This window comes from Paenibacillus sp. PAMC21692, assembly GCF_014303795.1.
Lineage (GTDB): Bacteria > Bacillota > Bacilli > Paenibacillales > Paenibacillaceae > Pristimantibacillus > Pristimantibacillus agaridevorans.
In genome coordinates this window covers 5,533,793-5,551,711 of the sequence record NZ_CP060293.1, presented here as the reverse complement: position 1 = coordinate 5,551,711, position 17,919 = coordinate 5,533,793, and the positions used below count along the sequence as shown (strand labels likewise).

The following is a 17,919-nucleotide window of genomic DNA, read 5'->3' as shown; positions in this document are numbered from 1 at the left end:
TTGCCGCCTACACCACTTGCTAACCCTTCTCATATGATGTCATGAGCGCAACACATGAGGAGGGTGAAGTCATTGTCCAAAGGAATTCCCAAAGATGTGCTCGGCGCCATCAACAAAAAAGCGGGCAAAAACATCTCGGAAAATGCGGTCAAAAAGCTGGCAAGCGGCGTAGATGCAAGCACGCTCCAAAATGAAGCGGAGCTGCGCAAACTGGTAAAGCAAGTCGCCGACATGGCAAAGATCAAAGTGCCGGAATCGACCGTGAACGATATCGTGAAAGCCGTTAAAGCGAGCGGAATGAATCCGTCGAGCATGGAATCTTTAGTCAAGATGATGCTCAAAAAGTAGTGTGGGTCAAAGCCATGGAAGCTCCTGCGAGAGACGGTCTCTCGGGTCACAGGGGCCTTGCCATGGCTTTTTGTCTCATTTTTGTCAGAATTGCGGACAGGGTAACATGTGCGCCGACTTATGACGGGTGTTATAATGGATGAGGATGATATCGAAGCAGATTAGGAGAATGGTCATACAATGGATGCAATGACAAAGATGTGGGTGTCGTTTATCGGCATCGGCTTGATGGCGCTGGCAGCGTTCGTGATTACGTTTGCCCGGGTAAAGACCAAAGGCGTCGTAAAGCTTGTTCTGTCGATTGTCGCCTTTATATTGCTCGTATTCGGATTTATTTATGGTTTCTTCTCTATAATCTAGGGGCAATTACATAAGGAATGAAGAGCTGGCGGGAGAAAGGACGCGTAACGTAATGATTGAACTTAAGGGTAGAACGATAACGAAAGAAGTGGAAGCGGAATCCGGGCTGTCGCTGCTGGATCACGCGATGAAACATGGCGTTGACTTCAGTTTTTCTTGTACGCGGGGCACTTGCGCAAGATGCCGTTGCCTTGTCACGGAGGGATTGGAGTATCTTGAAGACGTCACCGACGAAGAATGGGACCGGTTGGAGCCGGAGGAATTCGAGGAAGGATTCCGCCTGGGCTGCCAGGCCATAGTAAAGGATGGAGCCGGCCGGATCGCGGCCATGAACAAAACGTATTTCTGATATACAGAATTAACAAGTTCGAAGGATGTGCAGCTATGACGGAGAAGGCAGAAATCAAGAAGGCGCTGGCTGCCATTATCAGGCTTGCGGGAAACGAAAAGTGGGTCGTAGGGGGCAGTGCGGGGCTGTTGCTCAGAGGTCTGTCGCTGCCCGCCAAACCGCGTGACCTCGATCTGTATTGCGACGAAGAAGACAGCCGGGAGCTTTATGAACGGTTGCGGCCGTTCGCGGTCGACGAAGCGGCATACAGCGAAACGGCGATCTATCGATCCACCCTTAGTCATTATGAGTTGGAAGGCGTACGCGTGGAATTGGTCAGCGGATTTCGTGTCTCGGCCTTCCAATGCTCTTATTGGACGGAAGTGCGGCAAGTGCTGATACCTAATGGTTTTCCCGTTATGGTGGAGGAAAGTCTCCCTGCCGCCGTAGTCGTTCCGCTAGCGCATGAGCTATGGTTCAACGCGCTGAGAGGACGGCCGGATCGTGTCAGGATGATTACCGAAGCCTATGCCGCTAACCCAACCCGGCATCAGGGGGCATTGGCTGCGATCGAGGACAGAAACACGTTTAGTCCGCTCGCGATCGACGAGGTACATGGCTGGTTAGGTCAATCGGAAGCAGGTGAAGAACAATGGATGCTGAAGTCGTCTTCTGGCCCAGCGGCAAGTCCGTTCGTGTAAGGCGAGGAACCAGCGTGCTGGATGCTTCCAAGCGCGCCGGCATAGCTATCGCGACCCGTTGCGGCGGCAAGGCTGCATGCTTTATGTGCAAGGTAACCGTCCGACCAGGCAGCGAGCTGCAGCCTATCGGCGACGTTGAGCGGCGCAAGCTGGCCGGGCTGGACGAAAAAGGAATTCGTCTGTCCTGCCAGACTAGGGTAACAGGCCGAGTAGAGGTTGATCTGCCGCTTGATCCGCTTAAAGCTGCCGTAGCAAGGCAATTGGCCAGACAGAAGGAATTAGAAGATGAGCTATGGTAGCAAGGAGGAGCATTTAACGATGGATACGGCAACAAAAGCCGCGCAAGCGATGCGCGGCAAACTTTGGATCCGCGCGGCGTTCGTTTGTTTGGCGACCGTGCTTGTCGCTCTGTCTCTAAGCGGATGCATGTATCCCAAGGAGCGCTTGAAGGGGAAGGTGGCGCCCAAAGAAGCCATCCGCAACGTGCAGGGTGCCATTGATCAGTATTATGACGAGCTGCAACTGCTTCCAATCAAGAACAGCTCCCAGTCCGTACCCGTCTACGAAAAATATTTGATCGACTTCGGCAAGCTGCAGGCAAAAGGATACATAAGCGACGTTCCCGCCGCTTCGTTCGAAGGCGGAGGTCATTATTATTTTCTGATTCTCGATGAAGAGACGGAACCGCGCGTAAAGCTGATGGATATCGTCACGGCGCAGCGAATCAACGACATTCAGAACTGGGTGAATGCGTACATAAAAGAGAATACCGCCGTGCCTAAGGGCGATTCTATCTATCCCGGGTTCTATGAGATCGATTACGACAAGATGAAGCAAAAAGAACCGATCATTACGAGCGTTTACTCCGGTACGTCCCAGAGGGCAATCGTGGATGAAGACGGCACCGTATTTACGGATTACGGCATTGATATTATGCAGCTTTTGGAGAGAAACGGCGAAGCTTCCTACGAAGAAAACATAGATTTGAGATCGCTGCTTGTGGATTCTTCTGATTATGTTCCCGTCAAATCGCCGGCTTACAAGCTTGTTGACGGCGAGCCTGTCGCTATTCAACCTTAACCGCTTTACATCAATTCCCTTGCGGGCTTATGCCTGCGAGGGAATTTTTTTTGCATGCTGCCGCTGCCTTCCGTCATAGTTTTCTTACATGGTTCATATATTTCAATCTTGGATAGGATGTTCTCGCATTTGGAAGGGAAGCTGACGCAGGCAACAATGGGAAAAAAGATTTCGTAGAAGGAAAACGGCATAATTGGACAGTCCCAACATAAGATGTTAATAGTCCGAAAGCATGTACGAGTTGCGTCGCTGGCCTGCCCTCTTGTCCGGTGGAAGGCGGCGAACCGGAAAATCAATTGGGAGGGGATATTCAGTGGAGAAAGTAGACATTTTCAAGGACATAGCCGAACGAACCGGCGGGGATATTTACCTCGGTGTGGTAGGCGCGGTCCGGACGGGCAAATCAACCTTCATTAAGCGGTTCATGGAGACGGTCGTGCTTCCCAACATCGTGAACGAATCGGACCGTATTCGGGCCGTCGACGAACTGCCGCAAAGCGCCGCGGGCAAAACGATTATGACGACAGAGCCAAAATTCGTGCCGAATCAGGCCGTGCAGCTCAAGGTCGCAGAAGGGCTCGACGTAAACGTCAGGCTTGTCGATTGCGTCGGCTATGCCGTGGAAGGCGCAAAAGGATATGAGGACGAGAACGGTCCTCGCATGATTACAACACCTTGGTTCGAGGAGCCGATCCCGTTCCAGGAAGCTGCCGAGATCGGCACGCGGAAGGTCATTCAGGAGCATTCCACGCTGGGAGTCGTTGTTACAACGGACGGTTCCATCGCGGAAATTCCGAGAAACTCTTACGTCGTCGCCGAGGAGCGCGTTATTGAGGAGTTAAAAGAGGTCGGCAAGCCTTTCGTGCTGATTATTAACTCAACAAGACCGAAGTCGGATGAGACGCAGCAGCTTCGAAGCGAGCTGCAAGCCAAATACGACATTCCCGTTATGGCTTTAAGCGTGGCCACGATGGGCGAAGAGGAAGGCATGGCCGTCCTGCGCGAGGTGCTCTACGAGTTCCCCGTGCATGAAGTGAACGTCAATCTGCCAAGCTGGGTCATGGTGCTCAACGACAATCACTGGCTTCGCAGCAACTACGAGAATTCCGTAAGAGACACGGTGAAGGATATTCGCAGGCTGAGGGACGTGGAGCGCGTTGTCGCGCAGTTCATGGACTACGACTTTATCGCGCGAGCCGGCCTCAGCGGCATGAACATGGGCCAAGGGGTCGCGGAGATCGATTTGTATGCTCCGGATGAATTGTACGACCGCATTCTCATGGAGGTTGTCGGCGTCGAAATTCGCGGCAAGGATCACCTGCTGCAGCTTATGCAGGACTTCTCGCATGCGAAACGGGAATACGACCGCTTTGCGGAAGCGCTGGAGATGGTCAAAACGACGGGGTACGGCATCGCAGCGCCGTCGCTGGCGGAGATGGCGCTCGACGAGCCGGAGCTCATTCGCCAAGGATCGAGATTCGGGGTGAGACTCAAAGCGACTGCGCCTTCGATCCATATGATCCGCGTCGACGTGGAGTCCGAGTTCGCGCCGATCATCGGCACGGAGAAGCAGAGCGAAGAGCTTGTCCGCTACTTGATGCAAGACTTCGAAAACGATCCGATCAAAATATGGGAGTCCGATATTTTCGGCCGTTCGCTGCACTCCATCGTCAGAGAAGGCATCCAGGGCAAAATCGCCCTTATGCCGGATAATGCCCGCTACAAGCTGCAGGAAACGCTGGGCCGCATTATTAACGAAGGCTCGGGCGGCTTGATCGCCATCATCCTGTAATCACGCATCATGAATGTAAGCAGAGCTCTCTCTCAAGCTGTTGAAGCTTGAAAGAGGGCTCTCTTTTGCATAAAAAAACCATGATTTTCGTCTTTTTTGGATGAGGAAGATGAGAATTGTCTCGGAATAGGCTTTAAACGGGTTTACCCACTTGAAATTGTGTTTCCGCTGTATTACTATAGGTTTGTTCGGTCAAAAGGTATATATTTGAAGTTTTCGGTGAATAAGAGGGATAAGAAGTTTTTATATACCTAAGGAGGTGAAGAGATGAATAAAACAGATTTGATCGCTAAAGTAGCAGAATTGTCCGACCTGTCCAAAAAGGATGCGACGAAAGCGGTTGACGCCGTGTTCGAAGCGATTTCCGATGCTCTCCAAAGCGGCGACAAGGTGCAACTCGTCGGCTTCGGAAACTTTGAGGTTCGCGAACGTCAGGCCCGTAAAGGCCGCAACCCGCAAACGGGCGAAGAGATCGATATTGCCGCCAGCAAAATGCCGGCTTTCAAACCAGGCAAATCGCTCAAGGATCTTGTATCCAATTAATGTTTCAGCAATACGGAACGCTCGAACGGATCGTTTGAGCGTTTTTTTATTTGAAAAGTACATGTTCAAAAAGTTCGGTTTTCAGCACCGAGAAGATTGGATGAAGGTAGAAACTGAGGAGCGGAGCGTAGTGGAAACTACGTGAGCACCGGAAGTTTCGCCTGAATTCAATATTCGATGTCGAGTACGCTTCCTGGCATACTTCGTGATCAAAAGCGGACTTTTTGAACTACATTTATAACGGGAAAGGCGGAGGAGATCATCATGGAGCAACCGACAGTTGGGGAATACATAGTTGTGAAGGCGAAGGACCAAGGCGTGCAGGTCATCGGACTGACGCGTGGCCAGGATACGAAGTTTCACCACACGGAGAAGCTGGATCGCAACGAAGTGCTAATCTGCCAATTTACCGATCATACCTCGGCAATCAAGATCCGGGGAAAGGCGACCGTTATGACCAAATACGGCACGGTCGAAACCGATTCCTAAGGCGGCGATGACTCGCCGCAGCATAATACGCTAGACTGGAAGAATCGCAGCGCCTACAGTGCCTCGGTTCTTTTTTTTTGCCTGGAAACGGAGATCGTCGCCCAGAGTCGAATATTACATCCTTCATGCTCGTACAATGGAGAGGAGAAGCATATGCGTATGGTCTCTTTCCTGCATGTGCAGACTGGGTAGAACAGGAAGATCCTCTCCGGAAGGTGGATGAAGATGCAGAGGTTGAACGGATGGCTGACTGCGGCCCTTGCGACACTGCTTATTACGCTAGCGATGACCGTAGTAATGGGATGGTTCGATGAAGGAGCTCGCGCCAAAGGCGAAGTGGCGGTCATGCGCCCGGAACAAAACAACAGACTGACGAATGTTAATCTGGTCGATATTTTGGCGGAGGTGCCCCTGCGGGAGAAGCTGGGACACGCGGAATGGAACGGAAACGTTCTGACGCTGGAGCTGATTGTGTCTCCCGGGAAGAGTCGTCCGCAATCCCTGTTTTCGGATATCGGGAAGCTGACCGGGCTTGCGTTCAGAGAAGTAACCAATATTGAACGTCTCCTCGTCAGGATCTCCGAACGCGGGGAAGAGCGCAAGACATTGCTGGCGGCAATTGACTTGCGCAGAAGCGATGCTTGGCTGGAAGACGAGCTGCAATCCATGGCGTATGCCGATCCCGTGCACGACGAAGTATGGCGTCAGCGGCTCAGACTTAGCTTTACGCGAGCATGGGAGACGCGCTTCGGACCCGTCAGCGGTTTTTCGGCCGATGCGCTGCCAACGCCTGCCGAAGCAGGCGAGCCGGAGGATGTTGCAAATTGATGAACGCTATGCGCGCATAATGTGATCTTTGGTGCAAGTTGTGCTATAATAGCGTGAGATTATTGAGCGGCAATTCTGCTACACTTGTCCGGAGGCTTCGATCTATGGCGAAATACCGTATTTCTGAACTAACATCAAGCTACATCAATTATGATATGATACAAACACATACGGATCTGCCGCCGCCCGCCGAGCCTCGGCTGCGGCTTCTTTATGCCGTTCTGAACGAAGAGAATGACAGCCGCGAGCATAGCGAGCTGTACACGACGGTCGTATCCCTTGTTCAGATGGGGATGGACACGCATGACCTGATCGACACGGACACGCGCAGAAAAACGGAGAAAGAGATGCGCTCCAGGCAGCTGAAGGTACTGGCGGGCGATTACTTCAGCGCGAGGTTCTATCAGCTTCTGGCGAAGGCAGGTCAGATCGGGATGATTACAAAGCTGAGCGATGCCGTCTGCGAGGTCAATCGCTTGAAGGTCAATTTATATTCCCGCATGCGCGGCATGAGGCTGGGCGCCGACGATTATTTTGGCTACGCCGTGCAGCTCAAAAGCGAGCTGTTCGGCCACTTCGCCAGCTTGCTGGAAGGATCTCTGTCGCGAGTATGGCCGGAGTTGCTGAGCGGCATCTCGCGCTGCGAGGTAGCGATCGAAGAGCTGGAGCGCAGCGAAGACGCCAACCGCTTCGACAGAAGCTGGGCGTATTGGCATCTTCTTCAGGTAGGGAACGAGGAGGAACGTCATCGGCTTGCCGATGGTGTATATGAGCAGGATTACATTGCTACTCTTGTACACAAGTATGATGTTCGCAAGCTTCTTGCCGCCAAGCTGGGGAGCGGCCTGAGCGCTCTGAAAACAGCGATCGGCAGGCTGGAGTCGGACAAGCTGATACGAGAGTTGACGGCAATCGCTAACGGACTTACGAATAACACTGGCGGTCACATGCCGGCACTTAACGAGATGAGGTGATCACGTGGATACTAATTCTTCAAAAAGTCACGTTCACGCCTTGTTCGAGACGATCGCACCGAAATACGATTTCATGAACGATGTAATCAGCTTTCGCCGGCATAAAGCCTGGCGCAGGTTCACCATGAAGAAGATGAACGTGCAGCGCGGACAAAGCGCGATTGATATTTGCTGCGGAACATGCGATTGGACGATTGATCTGGCTGGCGCAAGCGGCCATGGCAACATCGTAGGTCTTGATTTCAGCCAGAATATGCTGGATGTCGGCGCCGAGAAGATCAAGAAACTTCAATTGCAGGATACGATCAAGCTTGTTAAGGGGAACGCGATGGAGCTCCCGTTCCCCGACAATTCCTTCGACTACGCGACGATTGGCTTCGGCCTTCGGAATGTGCCCGATTATTTGCAGGTGCTAAAGGAGATGCGTCGCGTCGTCAAACCGGGCGGCCTGGTCGTTTGTCTGGAGATGTCGAAGCCGACTTGGCAGCCTTTTAAAGGCATTTATTATCTTTATTTCGAGAAAATCATGCCGCTTTTCGGCAAGCTGTTGGCCGGCAAACACAAAGAATATCAGTGGCTTCCCCAATCTCTTAAGCAATTCCCGGATTCCAAGGGCCTGACTGCGCTTTATGAGCAAGCCGGATTGAAGAGGACAAAGGTTGATTTGTTCTTCGGCGGAGTTGCCGCGCTGCATATCGGAACGAAGGGAACTGATTAGGGGTCATGATTCGCAAACTGCGCATAATTTTGGAAATGATTAAATTCGAGCATACGGTGTTCGCGTTGCCGTTCGCGTTCCTTGGAGCTATTTTGGGATCAGTCGCCATGAACGGCCACCTCCCGTCCTGGAGCGAGATCGGCTGGGTAACGCTTGCTATGTTCGGAGCAAGAAGCGCCGCGATGAGCCTAAACAGGGTCATCGACGCCGCCATCGACAAAAAAAATCCTCGCACGAGCAACCGCGCGATTCCGGCGGGTCTGCTGAAGTCGGTTGAGGTCGTGGCGTTCATTATCGTCTCGTTTGCTTTGTTGTTTATCGCGGCTTACAATCTGGAGCCCATCGCGATGAAGCTGATGCCAATCGCCGTCTTTTTCCTTGTTATCTATTCTTATACCAAACGTTTTACTTGGTTATGCCATATTGTGCTGGGCTTGACCATCGCTTTGTCCCCGCTGGGGGGCTGGGTAGCCGTTACGGGAGAGTTCTCGGCATCGGCGTGGCTCTTGTACGGCACCGTGGCGCTGTGGATCGCCGGGTTCGATATTATCTATGCGACACAAGATTTCGAATACGACAGGGGAGAGGGGATTCATTCCATTCCGGCTCGATTCGGCATTGCTCGCGCGCTATGGATTGCCCGCGGTCTCCACGTCGTTACTGCGATCGGCTTTATCCTGCTGTTCATCAGCACGCAGCTCAGCTGGCTCTATCTGTTTGGCGCGCTCTTGTCCGTAACGCTGTTATTTTACCAGCATTACATGGTTCGACCGCATGACTTGTCCCGCGTACAGACAGCATTCTTTGGCATGAACGGCACGCTTAGCGTTGTGCTGTTCGCATTTGCCTTTATCGATTTGGTGGTGTTCGGCTAATGGAGAAAGGCAAAAGTTCAAGCAAAGATGCCATGCGGCGCCGGCGCTGGGTAGTTGGCATTACCGGCGCCAGCGGCGCCATCTACGGCATTCGATTAATCGAAGAGCTTCTGGCAAATGAGTACGAGGTTCATCTGGTCATTACGGAAGCGGGCTGGCGGGTGCTCAAGGAAGAGTTGGGCTGGGAAGCCAGCAAGCGAACTGCCGCATTGGAACGTCGGTTCGGCGACTGGCTGAGCCAGGGTCGGCTCGTGTTTTATCCTAACGCCGACATCGGCGCGGCGATCGCCAGCGGATCGTTCCGGGTGGAGGGCATGCTGATCATGCCATGCTCCATGGGAACGCTGTCCTCCATTGCGCATGGCATCTCGGACGATCTTATGACACGCGCGGCAGACGTGATGCTTAAGGAAGGACGCAAGCTGCTGCTTGTGCCGCGGGAGACGCCTCTGCATGCGATCCATTTGGAGAACATGTTAACGTTGGCACGGCTGGGCGTTACGATCGTGCCGGCGATGCCGGCCTTTTATTACAAGCCGCAATCGATGGAAGAGATGATTGATTTCCTCGTCGGCAAGGTACTGGACAACATAGACATCGATCATGATTTGTACAGAAGATGGGGAGATGAACACCATGACACTGGGACGCCGGATCGCCGTCGGGAGGATTGATTACGCGAACGCATGGCCTTTGTTCGACGGGTTGGCTGAGCAGAGCAGAGACTTGTCTTACGAGCTGGTCTCGAGAGTCCCTGCCGCTCTAAACCATATGCTGCAACAAGGCGAGCTGGATGTATCCGCCATATCATCGTATTCGTATGGAGCGAACGCCCAAGACTATATATTATTGCCCGGCCTGTCCGTCGGCTCGGTAGGCCGCGTCCATTCCATCCTGCTGTTCCTAAAGCGGCCGATCGAAGAGAAGCGGCCGACAAGCATAGCCGTTACGACGACTTCGGCTACATCCGTTAACTTGCTCCGCATCATTATGACAATGAGATACGGCTGCGAACCCGAATACTTGCCCGCAGAGCCGGATTTGGACACCATGCTGGAGACGGCCGATGCCGCGCTTCTGATCGGAGATCCAGCCATTCGCGCTTCTCGTAACTGTCAGGGCATGCAGGTGTTGGATCTCGGACAATTGTGGAATGAGTGGACCGGTCTCGGCATGACCTATGCAGTAGTTGCCACGAGACGGCAAGCGATAGAAGCCGCCGGCGAAGAGGTGTATGCGTTATACCGCGCCATGCTTCGGACCAGAGAGGCGAATGTGGCCAATTCCGGGCATTTGGTTGAGAAGGCATGCGCGCAGCTAGGAGGGGACGAGTCCTACTGGCGCATCTACTTCCAGGCATTGCGCTACGATTTCGACGAGAGGCTTCAGAGAGGGCTTCAGTTGTACTTCCGATACGCGACCGAGCTTGGTCTGTTGCCGGGAGAAGTCAGCTTTACTTTTCTAGAAGATCAAATCCCCCAAAAGGTGAATGAATGAAACTATTAGAATTGTATGCAAAGATGAAAGGCGATCTGAATCAGATCGAGCAGGAGCTGGAGCGAAGCGTATCGGATGACCACGCCCTTCTGTCGGAATCTTCGACCCATCTGCTCAAGGCCGGCGGCAAAAGGATTCGTCCCGTATTCGTATTGCTGTCCGGCAAGTTCGGCGAGTACAAGCTGGATGTCATGAAACAAATCGCAGTGCCGCTTGAGCTGATCCATATGGCATCATTAGTCCATGACGATGTCATCGATGATGCGGAGACGCGCAGAGGGCAACCCACGGTCAAGGCGAAATGGGATAACCGTATTGCGATGTATACCGGAGACTACATACACGGCAAGGCGCTCTCCATTGCGACGAGACTGCCGAACCCTATTATTCACCAGGTGCTGTCCAAAGCGCTTGTCGAGATGTGCATCGGCGAAATGGAGCAAATCCGCGACTTCTTCAACACGGATCAATCCATTCGCAATTACCTGCTCCGTATCAGGCGGAAGACGGCCTTGCTAATTGCGATTAGCTGCGAGCTGGGGGCGATTGCGGCAGGAGCCGAGCGGCAAGTCTCGAATGCGCTTTACCGGTTCGGCTACAACGTCGGGATGGCGTTTCAGATTCGCGACGATCTGCTTGACCTATACGGCACAGAGAAGCAGATCGGCAAGCCGCCGGGCTCTGATATGAGACAGGGCAACATTACGCTGCCCGTTATACTGGCGTTGCGCGACGAACGCATTCGCGAGCCGTTGCTTGGCGAGATCGCCTCGATCCGCTCGCGCGAGGGCAGAGGGGATGCCAGACGAGCCATCGAGCTTATCCGCGGAAGCAAAGGCGGCGATCTTGCCGACGCCATGGCGAATCGATATATCGCAAAGTCTTTGCAAGCTTTAGAAGGATTGCCGAACATTACGGCGAAAAAGAACTTAATCGACATTGCGCATTTTGTCGGTAAACGCAATTATTAAAGTGAACAACCAATTAAACGAGCTTGATGGAGAAAGGAATGGTAGCAGATGGAACAAACGTTTCTCATGATAAAACCCGATGGCGTGCAGCGCGGCTTGATCGGTGAAATCGTCGGGCGCTTTGAGAGAAAGGGACTGCAGCTTACCGCTGCCAAATTCATGCTCGTTTCCCGCGAGTTGGCGGAAATACATTATGCGGAGCATCATGGCAAGCCGTTTTACGAACCGCTTCTCGAATTTATTACCTCCGGTCCTGTATTCGCCATGGTATGGGGCGGCGATAATGTTGTTGCGCTTACCCGTGCCATGATTGGCAAAACAAATGCAATCGATGCGGCGCCCGGCACGATCCGTTCGGATTTTTCGGTACATACCAACTTGAATCTGATTCATGGATCCGATTCCCCGGAAAGCGCAACGAGGGAAATCGCCAACTTCTTCCAGCCTGAGGAGCTTGTAAGCTTCGAGCACCATATTCAAGCCTGGATTTGATTATTACCTTTACATCATTGGGAGGCTCCCATGTCCGAAGATCCAGACTTCACGCAATTTATATCCCAGATCAAGCGCAAAACCGATATTGATCTGTCCCAGTATAAGGAAGCCCAGATGAAACGCCGGCTGACGACGCTTCGAATGAAACACGGCTTCGCCACTTTCGGGGACTATTATTCAGCCATTGAAGGCAACCGGGCCTTGCTTAATGAATTTCTGGACCGAATGACGATCAACGTATCGGAATTCTGGCGTAATCCGCAGCGCTGGGAAGTGCTGCAAAAAGTTTTCCTGCCGGAGATCGCGTCAGCCAGCCTGCGGCCGCGAATATGGAGCGCAGCTTGCTCTACCGGCGAGGAGCCCTATACGATCGCGATGATCCTTTCCGAGATGGGGTTGCTTGACCGCACGACGCTGCTTGCTACGGATCTTGATATGGGCGTGTTGCAGAAGGCGCAGGAAGGCATTTATCTGGAACGATCGCTACGGGATGTGCCGAAGACCAGCAGGAACAAATATTTCAAGACTGCGGAAGGCGCTTATGCGGTCTCCGATGTGCTCAAGAAGGCTGTTACGTTCAAGCAGGGCAATTTGCTCTACGACAAGTTCGAATCCGGCTTCGACCTCATCGTATGCCGCAACGTCATGATCTATTTTACCGAAGAAGCCAAACATCAGTTATATCATAAATTCGCGGGGGCGCTGAAGCCTGGCGGCATTCTGTTCGTGGGCAGCACGGAGCAAATCTTCTCGCCTGCGCAGTACGGATTCGAGACGGCGGATACCTTTTTCTATCGTCGCACGTGACGGAGGGTATACGAGCTTCCAACTTCTCCTATACTAGGTGATAAGGATATCTCCTTGGAGGGTGAACGTGGATGGACAAGCGTATAGTAATTGCCGCATATAGACGCGGAATTATTACGATACAGGAATGCGCGCAAATAATCGGCGTCGACAGCAAGCAGATCAATCGTCTGGTAGACGAGTCGATCCTGCCTGCTCCCGAAAGGCCGCGACTCGAGGGACGTTCTGTCTGATTAACGGCAGTTGTCCGAACAATATAATCGGAAGCCGCTCTTCCTTTAGTGGGAAGGGCGGTTTTTGTATGTTCTGCATAAAGCAGGCAAGACCGAATAACGCCGAACATAATCACCACTATTGTACAAAAATGTAATTTAATCCACAGACGCTTTGACGCGTCAAAGGAATAGGCTGTGATTTCTTGTCAAACCTACACCTCTGTACTATAATGAGCAAAGATGTTAAGGGAGAAGACAGCGGGCGCAGTCGGGCCTAGCGCTGAAGGAGGAGCTTTAGCTTGAGTTTACGTTATTTGACAGCAGGAGAAACCCACGGTCCCCAGTTGACCGCTATTATAGAGGGTTTGCCAAGCAATCTGAAGCTTGATTTCGAAGAGTTGAATTTCCAATTGCAGCGTCGTCAGAAAGGTCATGGCCGCGGACGGAGAATGCAGATCGAGAAGGACACGGCCGAGATCGTCGGCGGCGTTCGCCATGGCAAGACGACCGGCGCACCGGTAGCGCTCGTCGTCCAGAACAACGATTGGAAGCATTGGACCAAAGTCATGAATATCGAGCCGATCGAAGGCAGCGACGAGGAAAAACGCAGAGTGCATCGTCCGCGCCCAGGTCATGCTGACCTGAATGGCGGCCTCAAATATAATCTGAAGGATCTGCGCAACGTGCTGGAACGCTCCAGTGCAAGGGAAACGGCCGCCCGCGTCGGCGTCGGCGCCATTGCACGCCAGCTGTTGGCGGAATTCGGCATCAAAGTGGCAGGACAAGTTATCCGCATCGGCGAGATCGAGGCGCCGGCTAATAATTTGCCAATCGATGAGCTGATCAAATTGACCGAAGAATCGTCCGTTCGCGTCGTGGACAAGGACACGGAGGACAAGATGACGGCGTATATTGATCAGATCAAGGCAGAAGGGGATTCCATCGGCGGCATCGTGGAATGTATTATCGAAGGCGTGCCGATCGGCTTGGGCAGTCACGTACAATGGGACCGCAAGCTGGATGGAAGAATCGCTGGCGCGGTCATGTCGATCAATGCTTTCAAGGGCTGCGAGATCGGCATCGGCTTCGAAGCGGCGAAGCTGCGCGGCTCGCAGGTGCATGACGAGATCATGTACGAGGCGGATAAGGGCTATCATCGCGCGACGAACCGTCTCGGCGGTTTCGAGGGCGGCATGACCAACGGCGAGCAGATCGTCGTGCGCGGCGTCATGAAGCCGATCCCGACGTTGTATAAGCCGCTTCGCAGCGTAGATATCGATACGAAGGAACCTTTCACGGCGCAGGTCGAACGTTCGGACAGCTGTGCGGTACCGGCTGCCAGCGTCGTCATGGAACACGTAGTGGCCTGGGAAGTGGCAAAAGCGTTCCTGGAGAAATTCGGCGGCGATTCCATCGAGGAGATTCGCGCGAATCTTAAGAGCTACCAAGAACAATTGGAGAGCTATTAATGATGCGCGAGCTTAAGGTAGAACTCGGTGAGCGCTCTTACCCCATCTACATTGGGGAAGGGCTATTACATGACGCGTCGTCCTACTTCACGAAGCATGGCATCAGCGCCAAGTCTCCATTGCTGATCATTACCGACGAGCATGTCGCTCCGCATTATTTGGATGCGCTTGTCGAGAATTTATCCGCAGGCGGCTTTCAAGCTGCTTCGGCTGTCGTTCCTGCCGGCGAGAGCTCCAAGTCGCTGCAGATGCTGGAAGGGCTGGTCACGAAGGCTCTGGAAGCCGGTTTGGACCGCAAGTCGGCTATCGTCGCTTTGGGAGGCGGAGTTGTCGGCGATTTGGCCGGTTACGTGGCCGCTTCCTATATGCGCGGCGTCAAATTCGTTCAAATTCCAACGACTATTCTGGCGCATGACAGCAGCGTCGGAGGCAAGGTGGCGGTTAACCATCCGCTTGCAAAAAACATCATCGGCGCATTCCATCAGCCGGAATTCGTATTGTACGATTTAAAGACGCTGCAATCATTGCCGCCCCGTGACGTTGCCGGCGGATTGTCGGAAGTTGTTAAACATGGCCTCATATGGGACGCCGAGTTCGTGGAGTGGTGCGATGCCAATGCGAACAAGCTGTTGGCCCTGGATCCAGAGGCATTGGGATATGCGCTGTACAAAGGATGCGGCGTCAAGGCAAATGTCGTCTCGCAGGACGAAAAAGAGAACAGCCTGCGGGCCATTCTTAACCTCGGCCATACGATTGGTCATGCCCTGGAAGCTGTTGCCGGGTATAATGAGTTGCAGCACGGCGAAGCGATCTCGATCGGCATGATCGGTTCCGCGAAGCTCGGCGTCCGTTACGGCGCGCCGCAAGAGGTCTATACCGTAACGAAACGAGTGCTGGAACGTTGCGGACTACCCGTCGTCTTGCCTCAGCACTTCGACGTGGATGCCGTCATGTCGGCGATGATGCATGACAAGAAGTTCGCGGAAGGAACGATGGTATTTATCGTACCGACGGCGATTGGCAAGGTAGAGATCAAGTCGGACGTACCTGTAGATTGGGTGCGCGAAATCGTAGAAGAATTGAAATGGGAGGTGCAGCGATGAGCGTTCGGGGAATACGCGGAGCTGTAACGGTAGAAGCAAATGAAGCGAGTCTGATCTCGGAGGCGACGCTGACGATGGTACGCGAGATCATGTCAAGCAACGACATTGATCCCGCCGATATATGCAGCGTGCTCATTACGGTGACGCAGGATCTGGACGATTCGTTTCCGGCTCAAGCCGTGAGACAACTGCCGGGCTGGGAGCTCGTGCCGTTGATGTGCGCTCTGGAAGTGCCTGTAAAGGGAAGCCTTGAGCGTTGCGTACGCCTCATGGTGCTCGTAAACACGGAGAAGAGCCAAAAGGAGATTCATCATGTTTACTTGGGCGGGGCGCAAGCGCTGCGGCCGGATCTGGCCAAGACGAAAGTCTAATAGCCATTGCCTGAAGTTTCGGGTTGACGCCTTACGCGACATGTTATATATTAGAACCCATAGATGAGTATTGAGAAGCAGTTAGTTAGCCTAGATGAGACGAGTAGAGTAGAGCTTAGCAGAGCTTAGCAGAGTCATATTATCATATACGATTACTGGTCATAGCCGGTGTCCGGAGGGGCATGGTATGCCTGTCGCTTTCATTGCGCAACTACGGCAATGGTTGCTTTTATGTTGATCGTATGGATATGTCTGGCTTTCCGATCTCTTCGTTATCGTTACATTAGGCGCTCCTGCTTCCGGCAGGAGCTTTTTTATATGTTTAGAAAGAGCTGCGAGAGCAGTTAATTATAGACGGAGGTCGATCGCCATGACGAATGAATTGAACAAAGTGATCCAGTTGGCCGGTACCTACAATCTGATTCCCATCGTTCGATATGTACTTGCGGACACAGAAACTCCGATCCGCCTGTTCCAGCATTTCGCGAAGGAGGAGCACGCATTTCTGCTGGAGAGCGTGGAGGGCGGGGCCAAATGGGCGCGGTACTCGTTCATCGGAACCGATCCCTTCCTAAAGCTGTACGGCAAGAACGGCGAGATGGTGCTGGAGCACGACGGCAGAAGCACCGTGCTCAAGGAGAAGCCGATCGAGCTGCTCAAGGCGAAACTTCGTTCCTTCCGCAGTCCGTCGCTGCCCGAGCTTCCCCCGTTCACAGGCGGCGCGATCGGATTCTTCGGCTACGATCTGCTCCAATATTACGAGAAGCTGCCGCCGCATCCGGTCGACGATCTGCAGATGAACGATATGCAGTTCATGTTCTGCGATCAGGTCGTCGTATTCGATCACTTGAAGCAACAGCTGCAGATGGTAGGCAACGTTCATATTCCGGAAGGAGCGACGGATTCCGAGATCGCATTGGCTTACGAGCAGGCGAGCCAGAAGCTTGACGCGTTGGTTGCCAGACTGCAGCAACCGCCGGCCATCGGATTTATGGCCCCCGCCGCAGCATACCCGTTGGATCCCGACTTGGGAGACGTTCAGTCGAATCTGACGAAGGAACAATTCATCGGTAATGTGGAGCAAGCGAAAGAATATATTCGTGCCGGCGATATTTTCCAGGTGGTATTGTCGCAGCGATTCAGCATCGAGACGGATGTCGATCCACTGCATGTGTATCGTGTACTCCGTACGATGAATCCGTCTCCATATATGTATTATTTAAAGATGGGCGATGAGGTTATTGTCGGCACTTCGCCGGAAGCGCTGGTGAAGGTGTCCGGCGGCCGCGTAGAGACAAGACCTATTGCCGGTACGCGCCCTCGCGGCGTTACGCCGGAGGAGGATCTGGCGCTGGAGGCCGAGCTGCTTGCTGACGAGAAGGAAAGAGCCGAGCATCTGATGCTGGTGGATCTGGGTCGCAACGATATTGGACGCGTATCGGAGTTCGGCAGCGTCCGCTGCGATTCCTTTATGGAGATCGAACGTTACTCCCACGTCATGCACATCGTGTCCAACGTATCCGGCAAGCTGCATCCGGACAAAGACTTCTTTGATGCCTTTATCTCTTGCTTGCCGGCGGGCACCGTATCGGGCGCTCCCAAGCTGCGCGCCATGGAGATCATCGCGGAGCTTGAGAACGAAGCCCGCGGCGCCTATGCCGGAGCGATCGGATATCTGGGTTTTGGCGGCACGATGGACACCTGCATTACCATTCGCACCATTATTTTTAAGCATGGCAAAGCATATGTCCAGAGCGGAGCAGGCATCGTTTGGGATTCCGTTCCGGAGAGTGAATATATGGAGACCATCAACAAAGCCAAAGGAATGCTTAAAGCCATTCGCGCAGCGGAAGCCAGCTTCGGCCAATCGCCTAAGCCATTACCCAAGCAAGAGCAATCTGGCGCGCGCGTGAATTCGGATTATGAGATTGCATCGAGAGAGGGGCGGGGTTAGG

At 53.2% G+C, this 17,919-nt stretch carries 23 protein-coding genes; all 23 read left to right on the top strand.

Going from position 1 to position 17,919, the window contains the following annotated elements:
- Positions 1 to 72: 72 nt before the first annotated feature.
- The gene (locus H7F31_RS22545) at positions 73 to 348 is read left to right on the top strand and encodes a stage VI sporulation protein F (protein ID WP_187100628.1); all 276 of its coding nucleotides are present in this window, start codon (positions 73 to 75) and stop codon (positions 346 to 348) included.
- 180 nt (positions 349 to 528) lie between these two features.
- On the top strand, positions 529 to 708 hold the full coding sequence (locus H7F31_RS22540; protein ID WP_087567012.1) for a DUF2768 family protein: 180 nt from the start codon (positions 529 to 531) through the stop codon (positions 706 to 708).
- Positions 709 to 760: 52 nt separating this feature from the next.
- Positions 761 to 1,057: a 2Fe-2S iron-sulfur cluster-binding protein gene (locus H7F31_RS22535; RefSeq protein ID WP_087567011.1), complete on the top strand. Its 297-nt coding sequence runs from the start codon at positions 761 to 763 to the stop codon at positions 1,055 to 1,057.
- A gap of 35 nt (positions 1,058 to 1,092) precedes the next feature.
- On the top strand, positions 1,093 to 1,737 hold the full coding sequence (locus H7F31_RS22530; protein WP_187100627.1) for a nucleotidyltransferase family protein: 645 nt from the start codon (positions 1,093 to 1,095) through the stop codon (positions 1,735 to 1,737).
- Positions 1,689 to 2,036: a 2Fe-2S iron-sulfur cluster-binding protein gene (locus H7F31_RS22525; RefSeq protein WP_087567009.1), complete on the top strand. Its 348-nt coding sequence runs from the start codon at positions 1,689 to 1,691 to the stop codon at positions 2,034 to 2,036. The genes H7F31_RS22530 and H7F31_RS22525 overlap by 49 nt, the downstream gene beginning before the upstream one ends.
- Positions 2,037 to 2,055: 19 nt before the next feature.
- A complete protein-coding gene (locus H7F31_RS22520; protein ID WP_187100626.1) occupies positions 2,056 to 2,817 on the top strand; it encodes a hypothetical protein in 762 nt (253 codons plus the stop codon).
- Positions 2,818 to 3,130: 313 nt separating this feature from the next.
- Positions 3,131 to 4,609 carry a stage IV sporulation protein A gene (gene spoIVA / locus H7F31_RS22515; protein ID WP_087567007.1) on the top strand — a complete coding sequence of 493 codons (1,479 nt, stop codon included), beginning with the start codon at positions 3,131 to 3,133 and terminating at the stop codon, positions 4,607 to 4,609.
- Positions 4,610 to 4,876: 267 nt separating this feature from the next.
- The gene (locus tag H7F31_RS22510; RefSeq protein ID WP_087567006.1) at positions 4,877 to 5,152 is read left to right on the top strand and encodes an HU family DNA-binding protein; all 276 of its coding nucleotides are present in this window, start codon (positions 4,877 to 4,879) and stop codon (positions 5,150 to 5,152) included.
- A gap of 264 nt (positions 5,153 to 5,416) precedes the next feature.
- A complete protein-coding gene (mtrB, locus tag H7F31_RS22505) occupies positions 5,417 to 5,641 on the top strand; it encodes a trp RNA-binding attenuation protein MtrB (RefSeq protein ID WP_087567005.1) in 225 nt (74 codons plus the stop codon).
- A gap of 225 nt (positions 5,642 to 5,866) precedes the next feature.
- Complete coding sequence (locus tag H7F31_RS22500) at positions 5,867 to 6,469, top strand: hypothetical protein (protein ID WP_187100625.1); 603 nt, start codon at positions 5,867 to 5,869, stop codon at positions 6,467 to 6,469.
- A gap of 104 nt (positions 6,470 to 6,573) precedes the next feature.
- Entirely contained in the window at positions 6,574 to 7,443 is an 870-nt protein-coding gene (locus H7F31_RS22495; protein WP_187100624.1) for a heptaprenyl diphosphate synthase component 1, read from the top strand.
- Between the two features lie 4 nt (positions 7,444 to 7,447).
- A complete protein-coding gene (locus H7F31_RS22490; RefSeq protein ID WP_187100623.1) occupies positions 7,448 to 8,161 on the top strand; it encodes a demethylmenaquinone methyltransferase in 714 nt (237 codons plus the stop codon).
- 5 nt (positions 8,162 to 8,166) lie between these two features.
- Positions 8,167 to 9,036 carry a UbiA-like polyprenyltransferase gene (locus tag H7F31_RS22485; RefSeq protein WP_187100622.1) on the top strand — a complete coding sequence of 290 codons (870 nt, stop codon included), beginning with the start codon at positions 8,167 to 8,169 and terminating at the stop codon, positions 9,034 to 9,036.
- The gene (locus H7F31_RS22480; RefSeq protein WP_261800103.1) at positions 9,036 to 9,710 is read left to right on the top strand and encodes a UbiX family flavin prenyltransferase; all 675 of its coding nucleotides are present in this window, start codon (positions 9,036 to 9,038) and stop codon (positions 9,708 to 9,710) included. Before H7F31_RS22485 ends, H7F31_RS22480 begins: the two co-directional genes overlap by 1 nt.
- Positions 9,673 to 10,533 (top strand): menaquinone biosynthesis protein, encoded by an 861-nt coding sequence (locus H7F31_RS22475; protein ID WP_187100621.1) that lies wholly within the window; start codon positions 9,673 to 9,675, stop codon positions 10,531 to 10,533. The genes H7F31_RS22480 and H7F31_RS22475 overlap by 38 nt, the downstream gene beginning before the upstream one ends.
- A complete protein-coding gene (locus tag H7F31_RS22470; protein WP_087566999.1) occupies positions 10,530 to 11,504 on the top strand; it encodes a polyprenyl synthetase family protein in 975 nt (324 codons plus the stop codon). The genes H7F31_RS22475 and H7F31_RS22470 overlap by 4 nt, the downstream gene beginning before the upstream one ends.
- A 48-nt stretch (positions 11,505 to 11,552) precedes the next feature.
- Positions 11,553 to 11,996, top strand: coding sequence for a nucleoside-diphosphate kinase (gene ndk / locus H7F31_RS22465; protein WP_187100620.1), 444 nt, complete (start codon positions 11,553 to 11,555; stop codon positions 11,994 to 11,996).
- A 30-nt stretch (positions 11,997 to 12,026) separates the two neighbouring features.
- Positions 12,027 to 12,806, top strand: coding sequence for a CheR family methyltransferase (locus tag H7F31_RS22460; protein ID WP_187100619.1), 780 nt, complete (start codon positions 12,027 to 12,029; stop codon positions 12,804 to 12,806).
- A gap of 71 nt (positions 12,807 to 12,877) precedes the next feature.
- A complete protein-coding gene (locus H7F31_RS22455) occupies positions 12,878 to 13,039 on the top strand; it encodes a hypothetical protein (RefSeq protein WP_179215429.1) in 162 nt (53 codons plus the stop codon).
- A gap of 281 nt (positions 13,040 to 13,320) precedes the next feature.
- On the top strand, positions 13,321 to 14,490 hold the full coding sequence (aroC, locus tag H7F31_RS22450) for a chorismate synthase (RefSeq protein WP_187100618.1): 1,170 nt from the start codon (positions 13,321 to 13,323) through the stop codon (positions 14,488 to 14,490).
- Positions 14,490 to 15,593 carry a 3-dehydroquinate synthase gene (gene aroB / locus H7F31_RS22445; protein WP_187100617.1) on the top strand — a complete coding sequence of 368 codons (1,104 nt, stop codon included), beginning with the start codon at positions 14,490 to 14,492 and terminating at the stop codon, positions 15,591 to 15,593. Before aroC ends, aroB begins: the two co-directional genes overlap by 1 nt.
- Positions 15,590 to 15,964 (top strand): chorismate mutase, encoded by a 375-nt coding sequence (gene aroH, locus H7F31_RS22440; RefSeq protein WP_187100616.1) that lies wholly within the window; start codon positions 15,590 to 15,592, stop codon positions 15,962 to 15,964. The genes aroB and aroH overlap by 4 nt, the downstream gene beginning before the upstream one ends.
- A gap of 370 nt (positions 15,965 to 16,334) precedes the next feature.
- The gene (gene trpE, locus H7F31_RS22435) at positions 16,335 to 17,918 is read left to right on the top strand and encodes an anthranilate synthase component I (protein WP_187100615.1); all 1,584 of its coding nucleotides are present in this window, start codon (positions 16,335 to 16,337) and stop codon (positions 17,916 to 17,918) included.
- Position 17,919 lies beyond the last annotated feature (1 nt).

Coding starts and splice junctions, on each gene's coding strand:
- H7F31_RS22470 (WP_087566999.1), top strand. CDS start 10,530: ATGAAACTATTAGAATTGTATGCAAAGATGAAAGGCGATCTGAATCAG.
- ndk (WP_187100620.1), top strand. CDS start 11,553: ATGGAACAAACGTTTCTCATGATAAAACCCGATGGCGTGCAGCGCGGC.
- H7F31_RS22480 (WP_261800103.1), top strand. CDS start 9,036: ATGGAGAAAGGCAAAAGTTCAAGCAAAGATGCCATGCGGCGCCGGCGC.
- H7F31_RS22455 (WP_179215429.1), top strand. CDS start 12,878: ATGGACAAGCGTATAGTAATTGCCGCATATAGACGCGGAATTATTACG.
- H7F31_RS22500 (WP_187100625.1), top strand. CDS start 5,867: ATGCAGAGGTTGAACGGATGGCTGACTGCGGCCCTTGCGACACTGCTT.
- aroH (WP_187100616.1), top strand. CDS start 15,590: ATGAGCGTTCGGGGAATACGCGGAGCTGTAACGGTAGAAGCAAATGAA.
- H7F31_RS22485 (WP_187100622.1), top strand. CDS start 8,167: ATGATTCGCAAACTGCGCATAATTTTGGAAATGATTAAATTCGAGCAT.
- trpE (WP_187100615.1), top strand. CDS start 16,335: ATGACGAATGAATTGAACAAAGTGATCCAGTTGGCCGGTACCTACAAT.
- H7F31_RS22475 (WP_187100621.1), top strand. CDS start 9,673: ATGACACTGGGACGCCGGATCGCCGTCGGGAGGATTGATTACGCGAAC.
- H7F31_RS22495 (WP_187100624.1), top strand. CDS start 6,574: ATGGCGAAATACCGTATTTCTGAACTAACATCAAGCTACATCAATTAT.
- H7F31_RS22520 (WP_187100626.1), top strand. CDS start 2,056: ATGGATACGGCAACAAAAGCCGCGCAAGCGATGCGCGGCAAACTTTGG.
- aroB (WP_187100617.1), top strand. CDS start 14,490: ATGATGCGCGAGCTTAAGGTAGAACTCGGTGAGCGCTCTTACCCCATC.
- H7F31_RS22540 (WP_087567012.1), top strand. CDS start 529: ATGGATGCAATGACAAAGATGTGGGTGTCGTTTATCGGCATCGGCTTG.
- H7F31_RS22530 (WP_187100627.1), top strand. CDS start 1,093: ATGACGGAGAAGGCAGAAATCAAGAAGGCGCTGGCTGCCATTATCAGG.
- H7F31_RS22535 (WP_087567011.1), top strand. CDS start 761: ATGATTGAACTTAAGGGTAGAACGATAACGAAAGAAGTGGAAGCGGAA.
- H7F31_RS22510 (WP_087567006.1), top strand. CDS start 4,877: ATGAATAAAACAGATTTGATCGCTAAAGTAGCAGAATTGTCCGACCTG.
- mtrB (WP_087567005.1), top strand. CDS start 5,417: ATGGAGCAACCGACAGTTGGGGAATACATAGTTGTGAAGGCGAAGGAC.
- H7F31_RS22460 (WP_187100619.1), top strand. CDS start 12,027: ATGTCCGAAGATCCAGACTTCACGCAATTTATATCCCAGATCAAGCGC.
- H7F31_RS22525 (WP_087567009.1), top strand. CDS start 1,689: ATGGATGCTGAAGTCGTCTTCTGGCCCAGCGGCAAGTCCGTTCGTGTA.